The 16,305-nt window shown below is 60.0% G+C and carries 14 protein-coding genes (1 of these 14 only partly in view); 10 read left to right on the top strand and 4 right to left on the bottom strand.

Annotated elements, in window-relative coordinates; translation table 11 throughout:
• Positions 1-2,242 carry the 5' portion of a plasma-membrane proton-efflux P-type ATPase gene (locus tag PJU76_RS12390; protein ID WP_271779759.1) on the bottom strand. 50 nt of this gene lie to the left of the window's left edge, so the window shows 2,242 of its 2,292 coding nt (coding positions 1-2,242); it begins with the start codon at positions 2,240-2,242; the stop codon falls past the left edge of the window.
• A gap of 240 nt (positions 2,243-2,482) precedes the next feature.
• Between PJU76_RS12390 and panD the strand changes: the two genes are divergently transcribed.
• The 3 genes from panD to kch all read left to right on the top strand — a co-directional run bounded on the left by panD (position 2,483) and on the right by kch (position 4,985).
• Positions 2,483-2,866, top strand: coding sequence for an aspartate 1-decarboxylase (gene panD / locus PJU76_RS12395; RefSeq protein WP_334212465.1), 384 nt, complete (start codon positions 2,483-2,485; stop codon positions 2,864-2,866).
• A gap of 29 nt (positions 2,867-2,895) precedes the next feature.
• The gene (gene yihA, locus PJU76_RS12400) at positions 2,896-3,663 is read left to right on the top strand and encodes a ribosome biogenesis GTP-binding protein YihA/YsxC (protein WP_408629736.1); all 768 of its coding nucleotides are present in this window, start codon (positions 2,896-2,898) and stop codon (positions 3,661-3,663) included.
• Positions 3,664-3,728: 65 nt separating this feature from the next.
• A complete protein-coding gene (gene kch, locus PJU76_RS12405) occupies positions 3,729-4,985 on the top strand; it encodes a voltage-gated potassium channel protein (RefSeq protein ID WP_271779760.1) in 1,257 nt (418 codons plus the stop codon).
• Positions 4,986-4,987: 2 nt separating this feature from the next.
• Here the strand turns inward: kch and polA are convergent, their stop codons facing one another.
• The gene (gene polA, locus PJU76_RS12410) at positions 4,988-7,687 is read right to left on the bottom strand and encodes a DNA polymerase I (protein ID WP_271779761.1); all 2,700 of its coding nucleotides are present in this window, start codon (positions 7,685-7,687) and stop codon (positions 4,988-4,990) included.
• A 69-nt stretch (positions 7,688-7,756) separates the two neighbouring features.
• On the opposite strand from polA, the gene PJU76_RS12415 reads away from it, so the two are divergent.
• From PJU76_RS12415 to PJU76_RS12425, 3 genes are read left to right on the top strand one after another with little or no spacing between them, the layout of a single operon-like run.
• Positions 7,757-8,476, top strand: a complete 720-nt coding sequence (locus PJU76_RS12415; RefSeq protein WP_064218330.1) for an LOG family protein — start codon at positions 7,757-7,759, stop codon at positions 8,474-8,476.
• Between the two features lie 20 nt (positions 8,477-8,496).
• Positions 8,497-8,832, top strand: coding sequence for a DUF2782 domain-containing protein (locus PJU76_RS12420; protein WP_064218331.1), 336 nt, complete (start codon positions 8,497-8,499; stop codon positions 8,830-8,832).
• Between the two features lie 14 nt (positions 8,833-8,846).
• On the top strand, positions 8,847-9,779 hold the full coding sequence (locus PJU76_RS12425) for a homoserine kinase (RefSeq protein ID WP_271779762.1): 933 nt from the start codon (positions 8,847-8,849) through the stop codon (positions 9,777-9,779).
• A 168-nt stretch (positions 9,780-9,947) separates the two neighbouring features.
• On the opposite strand, the gene PJU76_RS12430 is transcribed toward PJU76_RS12425, so the two are convergent.
• Together PJU76_RS12430 and PJU76_RS12435 are read right to left on the bottom strand one after the other, a co-directional pair.
• Positions 9,948-10,355 carry a ComEA family DNA-binding protein gene (locus PJU76_RS12430; RefSeq protein ID WP_271779763.1) on the bottom strand — a complete coding sequence of 136 codons (408 nt, stop codon included), beginning with the start codon at positions 10,353-10,355 and terminating at the stop codon, positions 9,948-9,950.
• A 17-nt stretch (positions 10,356-10,372) separates the two neighbouring features.
• Complete coding sequence (locus PJU76_RS12435; protein ID WP_271779764.1) at positions 10,373-12,502, bottom strand: UvrD-helicase domain-containing protein; 2,130 nt, start codon at positions 12,500-12,502, stop codon at positions 10,373-10,375.
• Positions 12,503-12,617: 115 nt separating this feature from the next.
• On the opposite strand from PJU76_RS12435, the gene PJU76_RS12440 reads away from it, so the two are divergent.
• The 4 genes from PJU76_RS12440 to polX are packed head-to-tail and all read left to right on the top strand — an operon-like array spanning position 12,618 to position 16,284.
• The gene (locus tag PJU76_RS12440; RefSeq protein ID WP_271779765.1) at positions 12,618-13,568 is read left to right on the top strand and encodes a DnaJ C-terminal domain-containing protein; all 951 of its coding nucleotides are present in this window, start codon (positions 12,618-12,620) and stop codon (positions 13,566-13,568) included.
• Positions 13,569-13,591: 23 nt separating this feature from the next.
• On the top strand, positions 13,592-13,888 hold the full coding sequence (locus PJU76_RS12445; RefSeq protein WP_271779766.1) for a chaperone modulator CbpM: 297 nt from the start codon (positions 13,592-13,594) through the stop codon (positions 13,886-13,888).
• A complete protein-coding gene (locus PJU76_RS12450; RefSeq protein ID WP_271779767.1) occupies positions 13,876-14,544 on the top strand; it encodes a phosphoribosyltransferase in 669 nt (222 codons plus the stop codon). Before PJU76_RS12445 ends, PJU76_RS12450 begins: the two co-directional genes overlap by 13 nt.
• A gap of 9 nt (positions 14,545-14,553) precedes the next feature.
• Positions 14,554-16,284, top strand: a complete 1,731-nt coding sequence (gene polX, locus PJU76_RS12455) for a DNA polymerase/3'-5' exonuclease PolX (protein ID WP_271779768.1) — start codon at positions 14,554-14,556, stop codon at positions 16,282-16,284.
• Positions 16,285-16,305 lie beyond the last annotated feature (21 nt).

Genomic DNA, 16,305 nt, shown 5'->3' on the forward strand with positions numbered 1-16,305 from the left:
TCAAGGTGTAGCACACCGTCGCCAGGAGCAGACCGGCGATAATCACTATCGGTAGAGGCGCCATCAGCCAGCCCATAAGCGCCAGACCGCTTACTACCAATATGTCCATCAGACTTGCCCAGAGCAATAATCGGCCAGGGACCGATCCCCAGAGATGACCGCGCTCCCGCACCAAAAAAACATTGGCGAGCCCGGAAAACACCAGGCCGAGGAAATCCATGGTTTGCACGGACGCCAGTGGCAGGCCCAAAAACCGGCCCACGCCATACACGGCGAAGATATAAATCAGCCAGGCGAGGGCAACAACCAACGCGGAAAACACCAGGGTATCTATGGCCCAGCGGTCCGGCTTGGGCGATGGGCGCACATTGTCTTCCGCCAGTGACATGGTCACGAAATCGTTGGCAAAGAGCAGCACAAGAACCAGCAGCGGTGTGACCACAAAACTATGGAAAATCAAGAAGCCCAGACTCAGGAACAGGGCGACCTGAAAAACTTTGATAATTTTGTTGAGGGTATAGGTAAGCATGCGCTGATAGACCCGTCGGCCAGTGATCACCGCATCCAGCACCCCCTGCAGACCGGGCGTGGTGAGCACGAGGCTGGCCGCTGCCTTGGCCACATCGCTGGCGCTTTCTACGGCCACCCCCATTTCCGCCTGCTTGAGCGCGGGGGCATCGTTGACCCCATCGCCCGTCATACCGACGATCCGGCCTTTTTTCTGTAAAGCTTGCACCAGGTGGAATTTGTCGGCGGGAAAGACACCGGCGTAGACCGCGCAGTCCTCAGCCAAGACGTTGCGGTCACACACGCTACCCGTGATGGCCAACGATATGGCGACATTTCTTGCCGTCTGCAAACTGTCGCCGGTGACCATGCGTACCCGCACGCCAAGCGCCTGCAAATGCTGGACGACTTCGGCGGCATCCGGGCGGATGGGGTCCGCGAGTGCGAGCAGACCGAGAAAGCGCGGTTGACCATCCGGGCCGGCCGCCACGGCGAGCACCCGTGCGCCACTGGCGGCGAGATCCGTTGTCGCTTGTTCCCAGCCCGTATGGTTGCAGAGTTTGGCAATGATCTGGGGCGCGCCTTTGAGTGCGCGCCATGCTGCCTCGTCCCGCATGAAAACCCCCTCCGAACGCTTGGTGGCCGGATCAAAGGGCACAAATTGCCGGCGATCAGGCAGCGTTGCGATCCGGACTGCCGACTTCCGGAGAATAGCGAGATCGATGGGATCCTGGGTGGCGCTGTCACTGGCCATGGCAGCCATACCGAGCAGTTGCGTCTCTTCTACGCCAGGCCAGGTCTTGATCTGACTGAGGCTGAGGCGGTTCTGAGTGAGCGTGCCGGTTTTGTCACTGCAGAGATCACTCATGGCGGCGGCTTCTTCCACAGCGGCCAGACGGGTGACCAACACCCCACGGTGCACCAGATGCAGGGAGGCGATGGCGGTGGCCAGGGTGAAGGTGGCAGGCAGCGCCACCGGCACCGAAGCAACCAGCAGGATGAGCGCAAAAGGAAGTATTTCCGCAAGAGAGACATGCTTGGCGGCTGCGTAAATCAGGATCGCGGCGACGAGAACAACGTCCATTATTACCAGATAGCGGACAATGGAAAGAACCAATCCTTCCAAGTGACTTTTGGCGCCGGCGCCGCGCACCAACTCTGCGGTTTTACCGAAATAACTCCTGGCACCGGTCGCCGTGACTTTACCTGACGCTTCACCGCGACGCACGACGGATGCGGAATAGAGGGTGTCGCCCGCAGCGCATTCCACGGGCATGGATTCTCCCGTCAGGGCGGATTGATCTACCAGTATACTGCCATCGCTGAGATGCAGATCGGCGGGGACGATGTCGCCGACCCGCACATGAACCAGGTCGCCTGGCACCAGGTCGGCGGCCGAGAGGCTTTGCCATTGTCCGTCGCGACAGGCGCGGGCCTGAATCCGCAGGCGCTCTTTCAGCAACGCCAGTGCGCTCTGTGCCTTGCGCTCCTGGCTGAAACCGAGCACGCCGTTAAAAATGAGGAGCAACGTGATGATGATGGCTTCTGGCCATTTACCCAATATGGCTTCCAGGATTAAGGTGCATTCCAGCATCCAGGGCACAGGTGCCCAAAACTTGTGGAGAAAAAGCAGCCAGTTTTGGGGTTTTTCTTCGGTGACTACATTGGGGCCATATTGGGCAAGCAGTTGCCGCGCCTCGTCGCTACGCAGTCCGTTACAGGTGTTTTCCGGCATATTCCGCTATTCCGATATCTTTTATATTCGCTCAAGTATAGAACCCGGAAACCCACGAAGATTCCCCCACAGGCCATGCTGGTAGTAAACTGCGCAGATTGCATTGCATTGGGAGCATGACATCATGTTAAACCTCTGGGGAGAAATGATGATTGGGGCGGGGAGGCCTGTTCTCCTGGCGTGTGTCGCCTGGGGGGTAAACCGGCTGGCGAATCGCCATCATTGGGACGAGGGTCCGCAATGATTTTGTTGACCTTGTTGAAGGGCAAGCTGCATCGGGCGCGGGTCACCGCCGTCGAGCTGGAATACGAGGGCTCCTGCGCGATTGACAGCGATCTGCTGGCTGCGGCAGGCATCCATCCCTATGAGCAGGTACACATTTACGATGTGAATAATGGGGATCGTTTCAGTACCTATGCGATCAGCGCCCCGGCCGGGTCAGGGATCATTTCGGTCAATGGCGCCGCGGCGCGCCGGGTGGCCTTGGGGGACATCCTCATCATTGCGGCCTACGCGCAGGTAGCGGAAGAGAAGGTTGCCGGTTTCCAGCCGCAACTGGTGTATGTGGACGAGCACAATCGCATAACCCGACGCAGCCAGCAGATTGATCCCGCCCCCGCCTGAGCGACGAACCCCTTGTTGAAGGGAATGCCTTGGGCTCGCAAGGTGGCAACCAGAGCAGCTTTTACGCTTTCGCATTGCCAGACGGGGTAGGCGGCGACTATGCTCTACGCATGGACCATACTAACCCCAACCCCTTCCGTTTCGCGCCACTACGGCGGGCTGCGTATCGCCTGAGTGTTACCCAAGCGGAACAGCTACCCGCCGATAACGGCGTCGAAGTGGCTTTTGCCGGTCGCTCCAACGTCGGCAAGTCATCCACCCTCAATATGCTGACCGAACGACGGGCATTGGCGCGGGTCAGTCGCACACCGGGCCGGACCCAGGCCCTCAATATTTTCGACCTTGATCCCGGTCAGCGCCTCGTGGACCTGCCTGGCTATGGGTATGCCAAGGTGCCCGAAGCGCTACGACGCTCTTGGGGACCGCTGCTGGAACAATATCTGCGGCGGCGCGGCAGCCTGCGCGGATTGGTCCTGGTGATGGACATCCGCCACCCCTACGGCCCTCATGACGCCGATCTCATTGCCTTCGCGGCGGGCTGCGGAAGACCAGTGCATGTCTTGTTGAACAAAGCCGACAAACTCAGTCGCGGCGCGGCCATTCAAGAAATGGCCCGCCTGCGGCGGATTCCAGAATTGCGGGGGGTCGCCATGCAGCTTTTCTCTGCCCAGTCAGGGCTTGGTATAGATGAGTTGCATGAGCGTATAGCGACTTGGCTCACGCCAGAAGCGGAAAAAAAGCCCCCGGCGGATGCCGGGGCCAATAGCGAGCCCTCAAAGGGAGGGGAGGACTCATGACCCGGCCAGGGAGGATAGACCGGATCCAGACAACCAATAGGTTACCCACGGCTTTGGAGTGAAGCGTGCCCAAAAAGTTCAGTGAACGTCACCCTTGGCATGTGTTGCGGCCAGACTGGCGTGTTCGCTGGCGCGTGCAGCACTGGGCGAATCTCCTCCACCTGGACGACTGGTATCCACATTTCCCCATCGCAGCAGCGGTAGGTCTTCTCGGGATATTCAACATCCTCCCAGCACTGGAGCATCTGCTGGGCCTGAGCTACGTCGGCAGTCTGGCAGCTGTCTCCCACAGCTTTGTGCTCGATGCCTTTCGCGGTATTCCACAGGGCGCTGCAGGCGTCATCTTGCTCATCATGTCCCTGGGTCTGCTCTTCCGCTCCCGTTTTGCCTGGGCCCTTGTCCTGATTATGGCGATGGCCGTCCTTGCCTTCGGGATTTATCGGCACCCTCATCAAATCTCCGTGCTGCTTTATTACAATGCCGCCCTGGTGCTTTTTCTGTGGGTGTTTCGCGGCCGTTTCGATCGCAGCAGCCTGGCAACTGGTACATTGTTTGCATTAGTCGGTGCCATCATGGTCGTGAGTTACGGCGTCTTTGGCGCATATATTCTGGGGGACGGATTCAAACCGCAAATTCACAGCCTTTCTACGGCGCTCTACTTTTCGGTAGTCACCATGGCCACCGTGGGCTATGGTGACATCCTGCCGGTCAGCAACGAATCGCGACTTTTTGTGGTATCTTTGATTGTGCTGGGAATAACGGTATTTGCCACTTCGCTTTCAGCCATTATCGTTCCGGCAGTGAACAACCGCCTGCAATCGGCCCTGCGAGGAGAAAAACGCCGCATGATCCGTAAAGACCACTACATTATCGCCGGGGACACCCCGCTGGCGCGCAACAGCTACCGCGAACTCAGGGGCCGTAATCTGCCCGTAGTAGTGATTATGGGCCACCAGCCTGATGACTCCATCTATCAGCCAGAAGATTTGATCATCGGCGACTCCAGCGATACGGATGTGCTGCGTAGTGCCGGGGCCGCGCAAGCCGCGGCCGTGCTCGCCCTGCGCGCGGATGATTCGGAAAACGCCTTTGTCGTGCTGGCTGTCAAAGAAATAGAAGGGTCAGCCAAAACAGTAGCCGCCGTCAATGACAGTAAAAATCTGGGCCGGGTACGCCGGGTGCAACCGGACATGATTATCGCTCCCCAGGTGCTAGGGGGTGAACTGCTGGCGATGGCTCTCAACGGCGAACAGTTGGACAGTACCGCGGTGATGAAGATGTTCCGCTTCAGCAGTGGGACAGCGGTGGACAAGAAGAGCTGAGGCTAACCGTGGGCTTCGTCCCAGTGCCTGCCGACACCCAGATCTACCCGCAAAGGCACGGCCAGTTCCGCAACGCCCTCCATACGTTCCCGTAGCGCCGACTGCGCCGCCGCCAGGCTGGCCTCCGGCACTTCCAGAATCAGTTCGTCATGCACCTGGAGAATCATCCGACCGCGCCCTGGAGCCTCCTGCAACCAGCTATCTACCGCAATCATTGCCATCTTGATGAGATCTGCCGCAGTGCCCTGCATGGGTGCGTTAATGGCCGCACGCTCGGCGTAATTACGCCGGGCCGGATTGCTGGAGCGAATTTCCGGTACATACAGACGGCGACCAAAGAGCGTCTCCACATAGCCCTGCTTTTTCGCCAGGATGCGAGTTTGCTCCATATACGCAAGAACGCCGGGGTAGCGTTCGAAATAGCGGTCCATGTACTGCCTGGCGGCGGACTGATCAATGCCCAACTGCTGGGCGAGACCATAAGGGGTCTGCCCGTAAATCAAACCGAAGTTAATGGCCTTGGCGGCACGACGCGCGGCGCTGTCCACCGCCTCCGGCACCAGATTAAAGACCTCGGCAGCGGTGGCGGCATGAATATCCTGACCCTCCGCAAAGGCTTGCAGCAGACGCTCATCTTTGGAGAGGTGAGCCATAATGCGTAGCTCTATCTGGGAATAATCCGCACTGAGCAGCCAGTGCCCGGCTTCGGCAATGAAAGCCTGGCGAATACGTCGGCCCTGTTCGGTACGCACCGGAATGTTTTGCAGATTCGGTTCACTGGATGAGAGGCGTCCAGTGGCCGCCACCGCCTGCTGAAAATGGGTATGGACCCGGCCGGTGTCGGGATTCATCATCTGCGGCAGTGCGTCCGCATAAGTATTCTTGAGCTTGGCCATGCCGCGATAATCGAGAATCAGGCGCGGCAGATCGGCATGCACAGCGAGCTGGGCGAGCACATCTTCATTGGTCGACGGCTGGCCGCCGGGGGTTTTCTTGAGTACCGGCAACTGCATTTTGTCAAAGAGGATTTCCTGAATCTGCTTGGGGGAGTTGAGATTGAAGGACTGCCCCGCCTGGACAAAGGCCTTCTGTTCACAGTCCGCCATATCCTTGCTCAACTCCGCGCTGAGCACTTCGAGCTGGACGCGATCGACTTTGACACCCGCTTCTTCCATGCGCGCCAGTACCAGCACCAGCGGCATTTCTATTTCCATCAACACCCGCTGCAAGCCCGGTTCGTTGGCAAACTGTGGCCAGAGTTGCGCGTCCACACGCAGACAGACATCGGCATCCTCTGCCGCGTAGGGCAGCGCCTCCACTACCGGCACATCGGCAAAATTACGCGCTGACTTGCCTTTGCCGGCCACCTCTTCGTAGCGGATGTTCTGATGTTGCAGATAGCGCTCGGCGAGGGTGTCAAGATCGTGGCCATTGTGACCGCTGTTAAAGACGTAGCTTTCCAGCAAGGTGTCGCGCAGCAGGCCGGCGGGGTGGATACCATACCGCCAGAAAACTCGCCAATCGTATTTGGCGTTCTGGGCCAGCTTGGCGGCCTGTGGGTCTTCCAGCCACGGGCGCAAAGCGGTGAGGACGGCCTGCCGATCCAGTTGCGGACTACCGTCGCGGTGGCCCATGGGAATGTAGACGGCCTGATAGTCACCACCGGCCTGCCAGGCGCAGGAAATCCCCACCAGATCGGCATGCAGCGGGTCAAGGCTCGTGGTTTCCGTGTCCAGAGCGGCCACATCGGCCGTTTTCAGGGCGAGCAGCAGCGCGTTCAGCGCTTCCTCAGTGGTGATGGCCAGGTAGGCCGCGCGCTCAATATCACTGCTCTGCTTTTCCGGCACCTTTCCCGCATCGTCCGCAGGCAGGTCCCTGAGCCAGGCATGAAAACCCAGGCGCTGCGCCAACGCCCGTAGGGCGGCCACATCCGCCGCCCGGCGGGCGTAAGTCGCGGCAGGCAGCGTCAGATCGCAGCGAATGGTCGCCAGATCACGGCTCAAGGGCAGATAATGTGCGGAAGCGCGTAGTGCCTCACCCACCTTGCCGCCGATGTCGCCGGCGTGGGCCAGCACACCGTCCAGATCACCATATTGCGTCAGCCACCGGGCGGCTGTTTTCGGTCCGGCGCCGGGCACGCCGGGGATGTTGTCCACCTTGTCACCGATCAGCGCCAGCAGGTCGGCAATACGCTCCGGCGGCACACCAAAGCGCTCCTCAACCCCGGCCATGTCCGTTTCAACACCTTTCATGGTGTCAAGGAGCCGCACTCGCGGGCTCACCAGCTGCGCCATATCCTTGTCACCGGTGACGATAAGCACCTGCTGGTCGGGCGCCGCCTGCCGGGCCAGGGTGCCGATCACGTCATCCGCCTCCACGTCGGGCTCAATCACGAGTGGCAGGCCCGTGGCCCTGATCCAATCGTGCAGAAGCGTAACCTGAGCCCGTAGTTCCTCCGGCATGGAGGGCCGCTGTGCCTTATACTCAGGATAAAGCCTGTCCCGGAACGTACCGCCGGGAGCGTCGAATATGACGATGATTTCGTCGCTCGGATACTCTTTCAGCAGGCGACGGAGCATGTTGGCGACGCCGTAGATAGCCCCGGTCGGAAAGTTGTCCGGCGCGCGCAAGTCGGGCAACGCATGAAAGGCACGATAGAGGAAGCTGGAGGCATCGACGAGGATACGGGGGTCTTGGGGCATGGTTTGGGACTTCTCTGCGGATTTCCGTCATAATACGGAAAATTACCACCTTTGACACGGGAACGACGGATGCGGACTCATCTCGAAGAGGAGAAACTGCGCGACAAGGGCGAGGGACGCCTCACCCGCGAGGCCTGGAAAATCTTCCAGATTATAGCCGAGTTTGTGCACGGTTACGAAAAATTGGCCGACGTCGAACCCTGTGTCAGCATTTTCGGTTCCGCCCGCATTGACCCGGAACATCCCTGGTATCTGAAAGCCCAGGAGATCGCCGAGAAACTCTCCAATGCCGGGTTTTCCGTCATCAGCGGTGGCGGTCCCGGGGTGATGGAAGCCGCCAACAAGGGCGCCTTTCGCGGCACGGGCTACAGCATCGGGCTCAATATCGAGTTACCCCATGAGCAACATACCAATCCTTACCAGGATGTCTCCATATCCTTCGAGCATTTTTACTCACGCAAAGTCATGTTCGTGAAATACGCCGTCGCCTATGTGGTGATGCCGGGCGGTTTCGGAACACTGGATGAACTTGCCGAATGCCTGACCTTGGTACAGACTGGCAAGACCCGCAAGATGCCTATCATCCTGGTGGAATCCAGTTTTTGGAAAGGACTGATCGACTGGTGGCGGGAATCCATGTTGACGGCGGGGACCATCAGGCCGGAAGATCTCGATCTCATCACCATGATCGACGACACCGACGAAGTGGTATCGGCCATTTTTAATCACTATGAAAAACGCGGCTTTGCGCCGTCCGCCGCTGAGACAGAGGCCCTTCTCAACCTTTAAGGACCCCAGGGAGTATTACCATGTCCATACGCATATTCGCCCTAGTTGTCGGTACCTGCTTTGCGTTAGGCAGCAGCCTCTCCGCATGGGCAGCGGACGATATTCAGAAACTGCATCTGCCCACCCTGGCTCCCGATGCCAAGGCCGGGCCTAAAGCCGAGATCAAGGTGCCACAAGGCTCCAAAATTGAACAGTACAAGGTCAATGGCAAGGTGTACATGGTCAAGGTCATTCCACCAAAGCCGTTTCCGCCTTATTATCTGGAAGACAAGGGCGGCACCGGCCGTTTCACCGAAGTGCCACAGACGGCGGCTGAACATCTGAGTGTGCCTCAGTGGGTTATTTTTCGCTGGTAACTTGAGTACCGTTTATGTCCGTTTATACCAGTGTCAGTGACCTCGAACTTGCGCAATTTCTCAGAGATTATGACCTCGGTGGCGCCCGCGCGCTGACTGGTATTTCCGCTGGCGTGGAGAACAGCAACTATTTCCTTGATACTGAAAAAGGTCACTTTGTCCTGACTCTTTTCGAGCGTCTGCCACGCAGCAAAATCCCTTATTTTCTTGATCTCACCGAATGGCTGAGCCTGCGCGGCATCCCCTGCCCGCGTCCCATGCATACCCTGGCAGGGAACAGTCTCAGCACGTTATGTGGCAAACCCGCCGCCATCGTTCAGCGTCTGCGCGGTACGTCCATCGAGGGGCGGGCACCCTCTGTTGCCGAAATCAGCGCGCTTGGAACCTTGCTGGCGCGGATGCATCTGGCCGGAGAAGGCTTTCCCGAGCGGCACCCTAATCCTGCGGGCTTCTCCTGGTGGCAGGAGACGGCCAGACATCTGGTACCGCACCTGAGCCGCGAGGATAATACCCTCATTGCCGAGGAACTGGCCTATCAGGGCACACGGGATCGCACAACTCTCCCCGGTGGCGTCGTGCATGCCGATCTTTTCCCCGATAATGTTTTGTTCGAGAACGGCCGAATCTCGGGCACCATCGATTTTTATTACGCTGGAGATGATGTCTGGCTCTACGACCTGGCGGTGGTGGCCAACGCCTGGTGTTCCGAGACCGATGGTCACTTTACCCCCGTATTGGTCCGTGCGTTATGGGATGCCTATGTGGCCACTCGCCCCCTGCAGGCGGGCGAGGAAGTGTTGTGGTTCCCCCTGCTGCGCGCCGCCGCCCTACGCTTCTGGCTGCTGCGCCTGGATGCCATACATTTTCGTCGCCCCGGTACCATCACCCAATGCAAAGATCCGGAGGAATACCGGCAAATTCTTTTGCAGCGTCGGCGGCTGGTATAAACACCAGCCCGCCACGACGACTCCGCAACATCATTAATAATGATCATGACTTCAGGATTTATGATCCGGCGACTTCTTCCCCGACCAGTACACAATCAACATCAGCGCGATGCCGAAGAACAAGCCCTCGCTGGCGGGCAAGGTCCAATCCGGATGAAATGGGGTGGTTTAATCGTTGAGCGAGAAGGCGTTGCTCTGTGGAGAGCTTTCCAGAATATAGCCGTGACTTCCGCGCCGAACGACGCGTTCCTCTCCCACCGGCACTGCAGCATGAGAGTGACCAGCCTGTCGGGCAGTTTTTTGCGGCAACACCGAGTCGCCGCTGAGGCTCACCATCGGGCGCAAGTGCTCTAACAGCTTGGGACCGATGCCATGGATACTGGCGAGTTCATCCACGCTCTTGAAAGGTCCATGCGCCTGCCGGTATTCCAGCACCGCCTGTGCCTTGGCCGGACCAATGCCCGGCAGCGTATCCAGTGCCGCGGCATCGGCGGTATTGATATTCACCGACGCCCAGACGGCAGGGGCAAACAGCAGGAACAACAAGCACAAAAGTCCACGTAATCCTGTTTTCATCACGCTCCACTCCTTTTTTAAGGCAAACGCTCCAAAGCCACCACCCCCAGCGCCAGCCATTTGCTGCCCGAGGCGAACTGCACCTGAATCCGGCCCTGGCGACCACCTGCCTCATAGTCCAGCACCATCCCCTCGCCAAAGACCGGGTGCTGGAGGCGTGAGCCCAGCGGAAAGGGCATATCCGGCGCCGCTACCCGCACGGGTATAGCCGGTCGGCTGATTCGCGCCCGCGGCCGCAGTTCCTGCAGGAGTTCCTGGGGAATCTCCCGCAGAAAGCGGGAGGGCATGGTCATCCGTTCACTGCCATGCAGGCGGCGACTCTCGGCATGACTGATGACCAGCAAGCGCATGGCGCGGGTCATGCCCACATAACAAAGACGCCGTTCCTCGGCCAGTCCTTGAGGGTCTTCCAAAGAGCGTTGATGGGGAAAGAGCCCTTCTTCCAATCCCACCAGAAACACCAGTGGGAACTCCAGGCCCTTGGCGCTGTGCAAACTCATCAATTGCACGCAGTCTTCCCAGGCATCGCCAGCGCCATCCCCAGCCTCCAGAGCTGCATGGGTCAGAAATTCCGAGAGCATATTCCCCGGTTGCGGCACCAGATCACCCAGATTCGGGTCGGCGGCCCAGTCCTGGGCATAACTGCGCGCGGCGTTGATCAACTCGTCCAGGTTTTCCAGACGCCCCTCGGCACGATCGCTCTCGCGGCTGTGCCACTCACGCAGGCCGGTGCGAGTCAGCACGGTCTCCACCCGCTCGCCGAGATCCGTCTCCGCCGTCCGCGCGGCCAGATCATCCACCAGATTAAGGAAGGCGTTGATTTTCGGCTGACCCAGTTCTCCGGCCGCCTGCCAGAGGGACAAACCGCGCGCTCTTGCCAATATCCGCAACCGTTCGACACTGACCGCGCCGATGCCCCGCGCCGGCACATTCACCACCCGTTCAAAGGAGGCATCGTCATGGTGATTGACCGTGAGGCGCAGATAGGCCAGCGTATCCTTGATCTCGGCGCGCTCGAAAAACCGCAGGCCGCCATAGACCCGATATGGCATGCCTTCGCGCACCAACACTTCTTCAAAAGCCCGCGACTGGGCGTTGGAGCGATAGAGGATGGCACATTCGGAGCGGCGACCACCGGCTTCCAGCCATTGCTGAATGCGTCCCACCGCATAGCGCGCCTCATCCACCTCGTTGTAGGCCGTATAGAGCTGAATGCCCTCACCGCCCGGTTCCGCCGTCCACAAGGTTTTGCCGAGACGATCAGGGTTGTGGGCGATGACCGCATTGGCGGCTTGCAGGATGGGCGCCGTCGAACGGTAGTTCTGCTCCAGCCGCACCACCTGTGCCCCAGCAAAGTCTTCACTGAAACGCAGCAGATTCTCCACTCGCGCACCACGCCAGGCATAAATGGACTGATCGTCATCGCCGACCACGAAAATCTGTCCATGCCGCGCCAGTCCCTTCAGCCAGGCGTATTGCACTGCATTGGTGTCCTGAAACTCGTCCACCAAAATATGCTGAAAACGGCGCTGATAATGATCGAGGATTTCCGGAGATTCCCAGAGACGCAGGGCGTAGAGCAACAGATCACCGAAGTCCACCAGCCCGGAGCGCTTTTTAGCCGCTTCATAGGCGCTGTAGATGGGGATGAAGAGCGCCGCCGCCAAGCCCTCATATTGTTGCACCTGTTCCGGCCCCCAACCTTCGTCTTTCCAGCGACCGATACGCCCGGCCATGGCCCGCGGCGGCCACTGCTTCTCATCCATCTGCGCTTCACGCATGACCCGCCGCAGCAAACGCTGGCTATCGTCGGCATCCAGAACCTGAAAATCCGCGGGCAAGCCCAGCGCCGCGTGATGCATGCGCAGCAGGCGGTGGGCGAGACCGTGGAATGTCCCCATCCACAAGGCCCGCAAATCCATGGCCACCATGCCATCCAGGCGCCCGCGCATGGCGCGTGCCGCCTTGTTGGTGAAGGTCACCGCGAGGATCTCGCCGGGGTGTACGTCTCCTTCCAGCAAATGGGCGATGCGGCTGGTCAGCACCCGCGTTTTGCCCGAGCCCGCCCCCGCCAGCACCAGCGCCGGGCCGGGCGGCAGGGTCACCGCCTCCAGTTGGCGGGGATTGAGAGCAGACCATTCAGACACAGCGACTCCTCGGGTTTGGGTATCCAAGCTTGAAAATACGGCATAATGACCGCATTGTGAAAGCAGACTTGCAGTCAGGCCGCTGTCTGCTATAACCAATGATAAGGGGGATGAATTGGAATACAAGGACTATTACAAGATTCTGGGTGTCGAACGCAGCGCTGACGCCGACGCGATCAAGGCATCTTATCGGAAAATGGCGCGCAAATATCACCCTGACGTAAGCAAGGAAAAGGATGCGGAAGACCGCTTCAAGGATCTTCAGGAAGCCTATGAGGTACTCAAAGACCCGGAGAAGCGCGCCGCCTATGACCAGTTGGGGAGCAACTGGCGCGCCGGTCAGGATTTCCGGCCCCCGCCCGGCTGGGGACAGCAGGCCGGGGGCGGCTTTGGCGGGGGCGGCGCCGATTTTGGGGGCGGCGGATTCAGTGACTTTTTCGAGTCCATATTCCGCCAGCAGCAGGGTGGTGGCTTTCGTGGCAGCGGGGGGGGTGGATTCCGCAACCAAGGCGAAGACAGCGAAGCCACCATCCGCGTCAGCCTGGAGGATGCGGCCCACGGCGCCCAGCGCGAGATCAACCTGGAAGTGCCCACCATGGGTCCAGATGGCCGCATGCGCCGGGAAGCGCGGCGCCTGACCGTCAAAATTCCCAAAGGCATCCGCGCAGATCAACGGCTGCGGATGGCCGGGCAGGGCGCGCCGGGCATGGGCGGCGGTCCCAATGGGGATTTGTACCTGCACATCCAGTTCCAGCCACACCCCAGGTTTCGGGTAGAGGGTAGCGATTTGTACCACGACTTGCACATCACCCCGTGGGAGGCGGCGCTGGGCGCCAGTGTGGAGGTACCCACCCTGGATGGCGACGTGCGTATGAAGATTCCGGCGGGCAGCACCAGCGGGCAGAAGCTGCGGCTCAGCCAGAAGGGATTGCCGGGCTCTGGCGGCAAAGCACCCGGCGATCTGTATGCGGTGATCCAGATTGTCGTCCCCAAAAAAATCAGTGAGCCGGAAAAAACCCTGTGGAACCAACTGGCGGAGATATCCGACTTCCATCCCCGCCGCTAACCAGAAGACAGAGGAGATACCCCATGGTTTCACCACCGATCACCGTCATCGAAGCGGAGTTGCTGGAAGAGGGCGATTTCTGCTTCGATTTTCCGCATTTTTGCACCCTGCTCCACTGCGCTGAAGGCGAAGCCGTGCAACTGGTGCGCTACGGTGTCATCCATCCCGAGGGCAGCGGCCCGCAGCACTGGCGCTTCCGCAGTCTCGATCTTTACCGCGCCCGCCTCAGTCGCCGCCTCAGTCGCGATCTGGAGATCGACATGGCGGGCGCGGCGCTGGCGGTGGACTTGCTGGAGCGGTTACGGGGATGGAAGGTTTGAGCGCGCGCGCAGTACCAGAACATTTTGCCAACCGTGAAGCGGCAGCGGAATTACTGGCCCGGAGCCTGGCCGCTTACGATGGCAAACATCCCTTGGTGCTCGCCATTCCACGCGGAGCGCTGCCCATGGGGCGCATCATCGCCAACGCCCTCCACGGGGATCTTGACGTGGTCCTGGTGCGCAAAATCGGAGCGCCAGACAATCCCGAATATGCCATAGGCGCCGTCGATGAGGATGGGCGGATATGGACCGATCCTATAGTCAGTCGTCTTGGTATCGACGGGCAGTACATCCGCGACGAAGCGGCCCGGCAACTGAAGGTGATCAAAGCGCGGCGCGTGCAATACACGCCGATTCACCCGGCCATTGATCCACAAGGCCGGATCGTTATTGTGGTTGACGATGGCGTCGCCACCGGTGCTACTCTGGGGGCTGCATTGCGTCTCCTGCGCCAGCAGCGGCCTGCCCGTCTGATCGCCGCCTTTGCCGTGGCCCCTCCCGATACCATCGCGCGCTTGCGTCCTCTGGCCGATGAGCTGGTTTACCTGTCGGCCCCGGAGCCGTTTCGTGCGGTAGGAGAGTTCTTTACGGACTTTCGGGAAGTCAAGGACGATGAGGTACTGCAGATTTTGCGCGAAACATCGCCGCCGGTGTAACCATAAACCATGCCGGTTCTCAATCCTGACATTGCGCGCATATTCGACGAAATCGCCGACCTTTTGGAGATCGAGGACGCCAATCCCTTCCGGGTGCGGGCCTACCGCAATGCCGCCCGTCTCGTACAAGGTCTGAGCAGCGACGTCAAAACCATGGTAGAGACCGGCGGAGACCTTACGGAGCTACCCGGCATCGGCGAGGACCTGGCTAAAAAAATGGTCGAGATCGTTACCACGGGCCATTGCTCCTTCCTCGAAAAACTGGAAAAACAGACCCCACCAGCTTTGGCGGAGTTACTCAAGGTGCCGAGCCTCGGGCCTAAGCGGGTCAAGGCGCTCTGGCATGAACTGGACGTGGAGACGGTGGAACAGCTTGCCCGCGCCGCGCAGGAGAAACGCATCCGCAGCATCCCCGGTTTTGGCGAGAAAACCGAGGCCCGCATTCTGGAAACCCTCCAGGCCCATCTCGCCGCCGTTCCCCGTTTTCCTATCGCCATCGCCGCCCCGTATGCAGCCGCCCTGCTCCACTACCTGCAGAACATACCCGGCGTGCGACGGGTGATAGTGGCCGGCAGCTTCCGGCGTGGCAAGGACACGGTGGGCGACCTGGATATATTGGCGACGGCCACCGCCGACAGTCCGGTGATGGAACGCTTCACCGCCTATGAAGATGTGGCGGAGGTCCTCTCCCAGGGCACCACCCGGGCCACCGTGATCCTGCGGAACAAGCTTCAGGTCGACCTCCGGGCCGTGGACGAATCCGCCTACGGTGCCGCCCTGCATTATTTCACCGGTTCCAAGACCCACAACATCGCCATCCGCCGCATGGGTCAGGATATGGGTCTGAAGGTCAACGAATACGGGCTTTTTCGCGGGAAGGAACGGATTGCCGGCGATACGGAGGAATCGGTCTACGCCGCCGTCGGCCTGCCCTATATCGAGCCGGAACTGCGGGAGAACCGCGGCGAAATCCAGGCCGCCCGCGCCGGACACCTGCCGAAGCTGGTGGCGATGGGCGATTTGCGCGGCGACCTGCACGCCCACAGCAAGGCCAGCGATGGTCACTATAGTTTGCGGGACATGGCCGCGGCGGCCAGGGCCGCAGGCCTGGAATATCTGGCCATCACCGAGCATAGCCGCCATCTGGCCGTCGCCCATGGCCTGGACCCGGTGCGTTTGCGCCAACAGATGGATGAGATTGACGCCCTTAATGGGGAACTCGATGGCATCACGCTCCTCAAGGGCGTAGAGGTGGACATCCTGGAAGACGGTCGCCTGGATTTGCCCGAAAGTATCCTGGCTAACCTGGATCTGGTGGTGGCTGCGGTGCACTCCCAGTTCGATCTGCCCAGAGGCAAGCAGACCGCGCGCATCCTCAAGGCCATGGACAGCCCCCATTTCACCATCCTCGCCCATCCCAGTGGACGGCTCATCGGCAGCCGGGAACCCATGGACGTGGACATGTCCCGCGTCATCCGCCATGCGCGCGAGCGGGGCTGCTTTCTGGAGATCAACGCCCAGCCGGAACGTTTGGATCTCGTCGACATCCATGCCCGGACGGCCAAGGAAGAAGGCGTGCTGCTGGCCGTCAATAGCGATGCCCACAGCATTTACGACTTCGCCAATCTGCATTTTGGCCTACAACAAGCGCAGCGCGCCTGGCTGGAGAAGAAAGACGTGCTCAATGCGAGGACGCTCAAGGAGTTGCGGCCCATGCTGGCGGCAACCATGAACAGCTAGACCGGGAACAACATTGAACAT

It is taken from the genome of Acidithiobacillus ferriphilus (assembly GCF_028215975.1).
Taxonomy (GTDB): domain Bacteria; phylum Pseudomonadota; class Gammaproteobacteria; order Acidithiobacillales; family Acidithiobacillaceae; genus Acidithiobacillus; species Acidithiobacillus ferriphilus.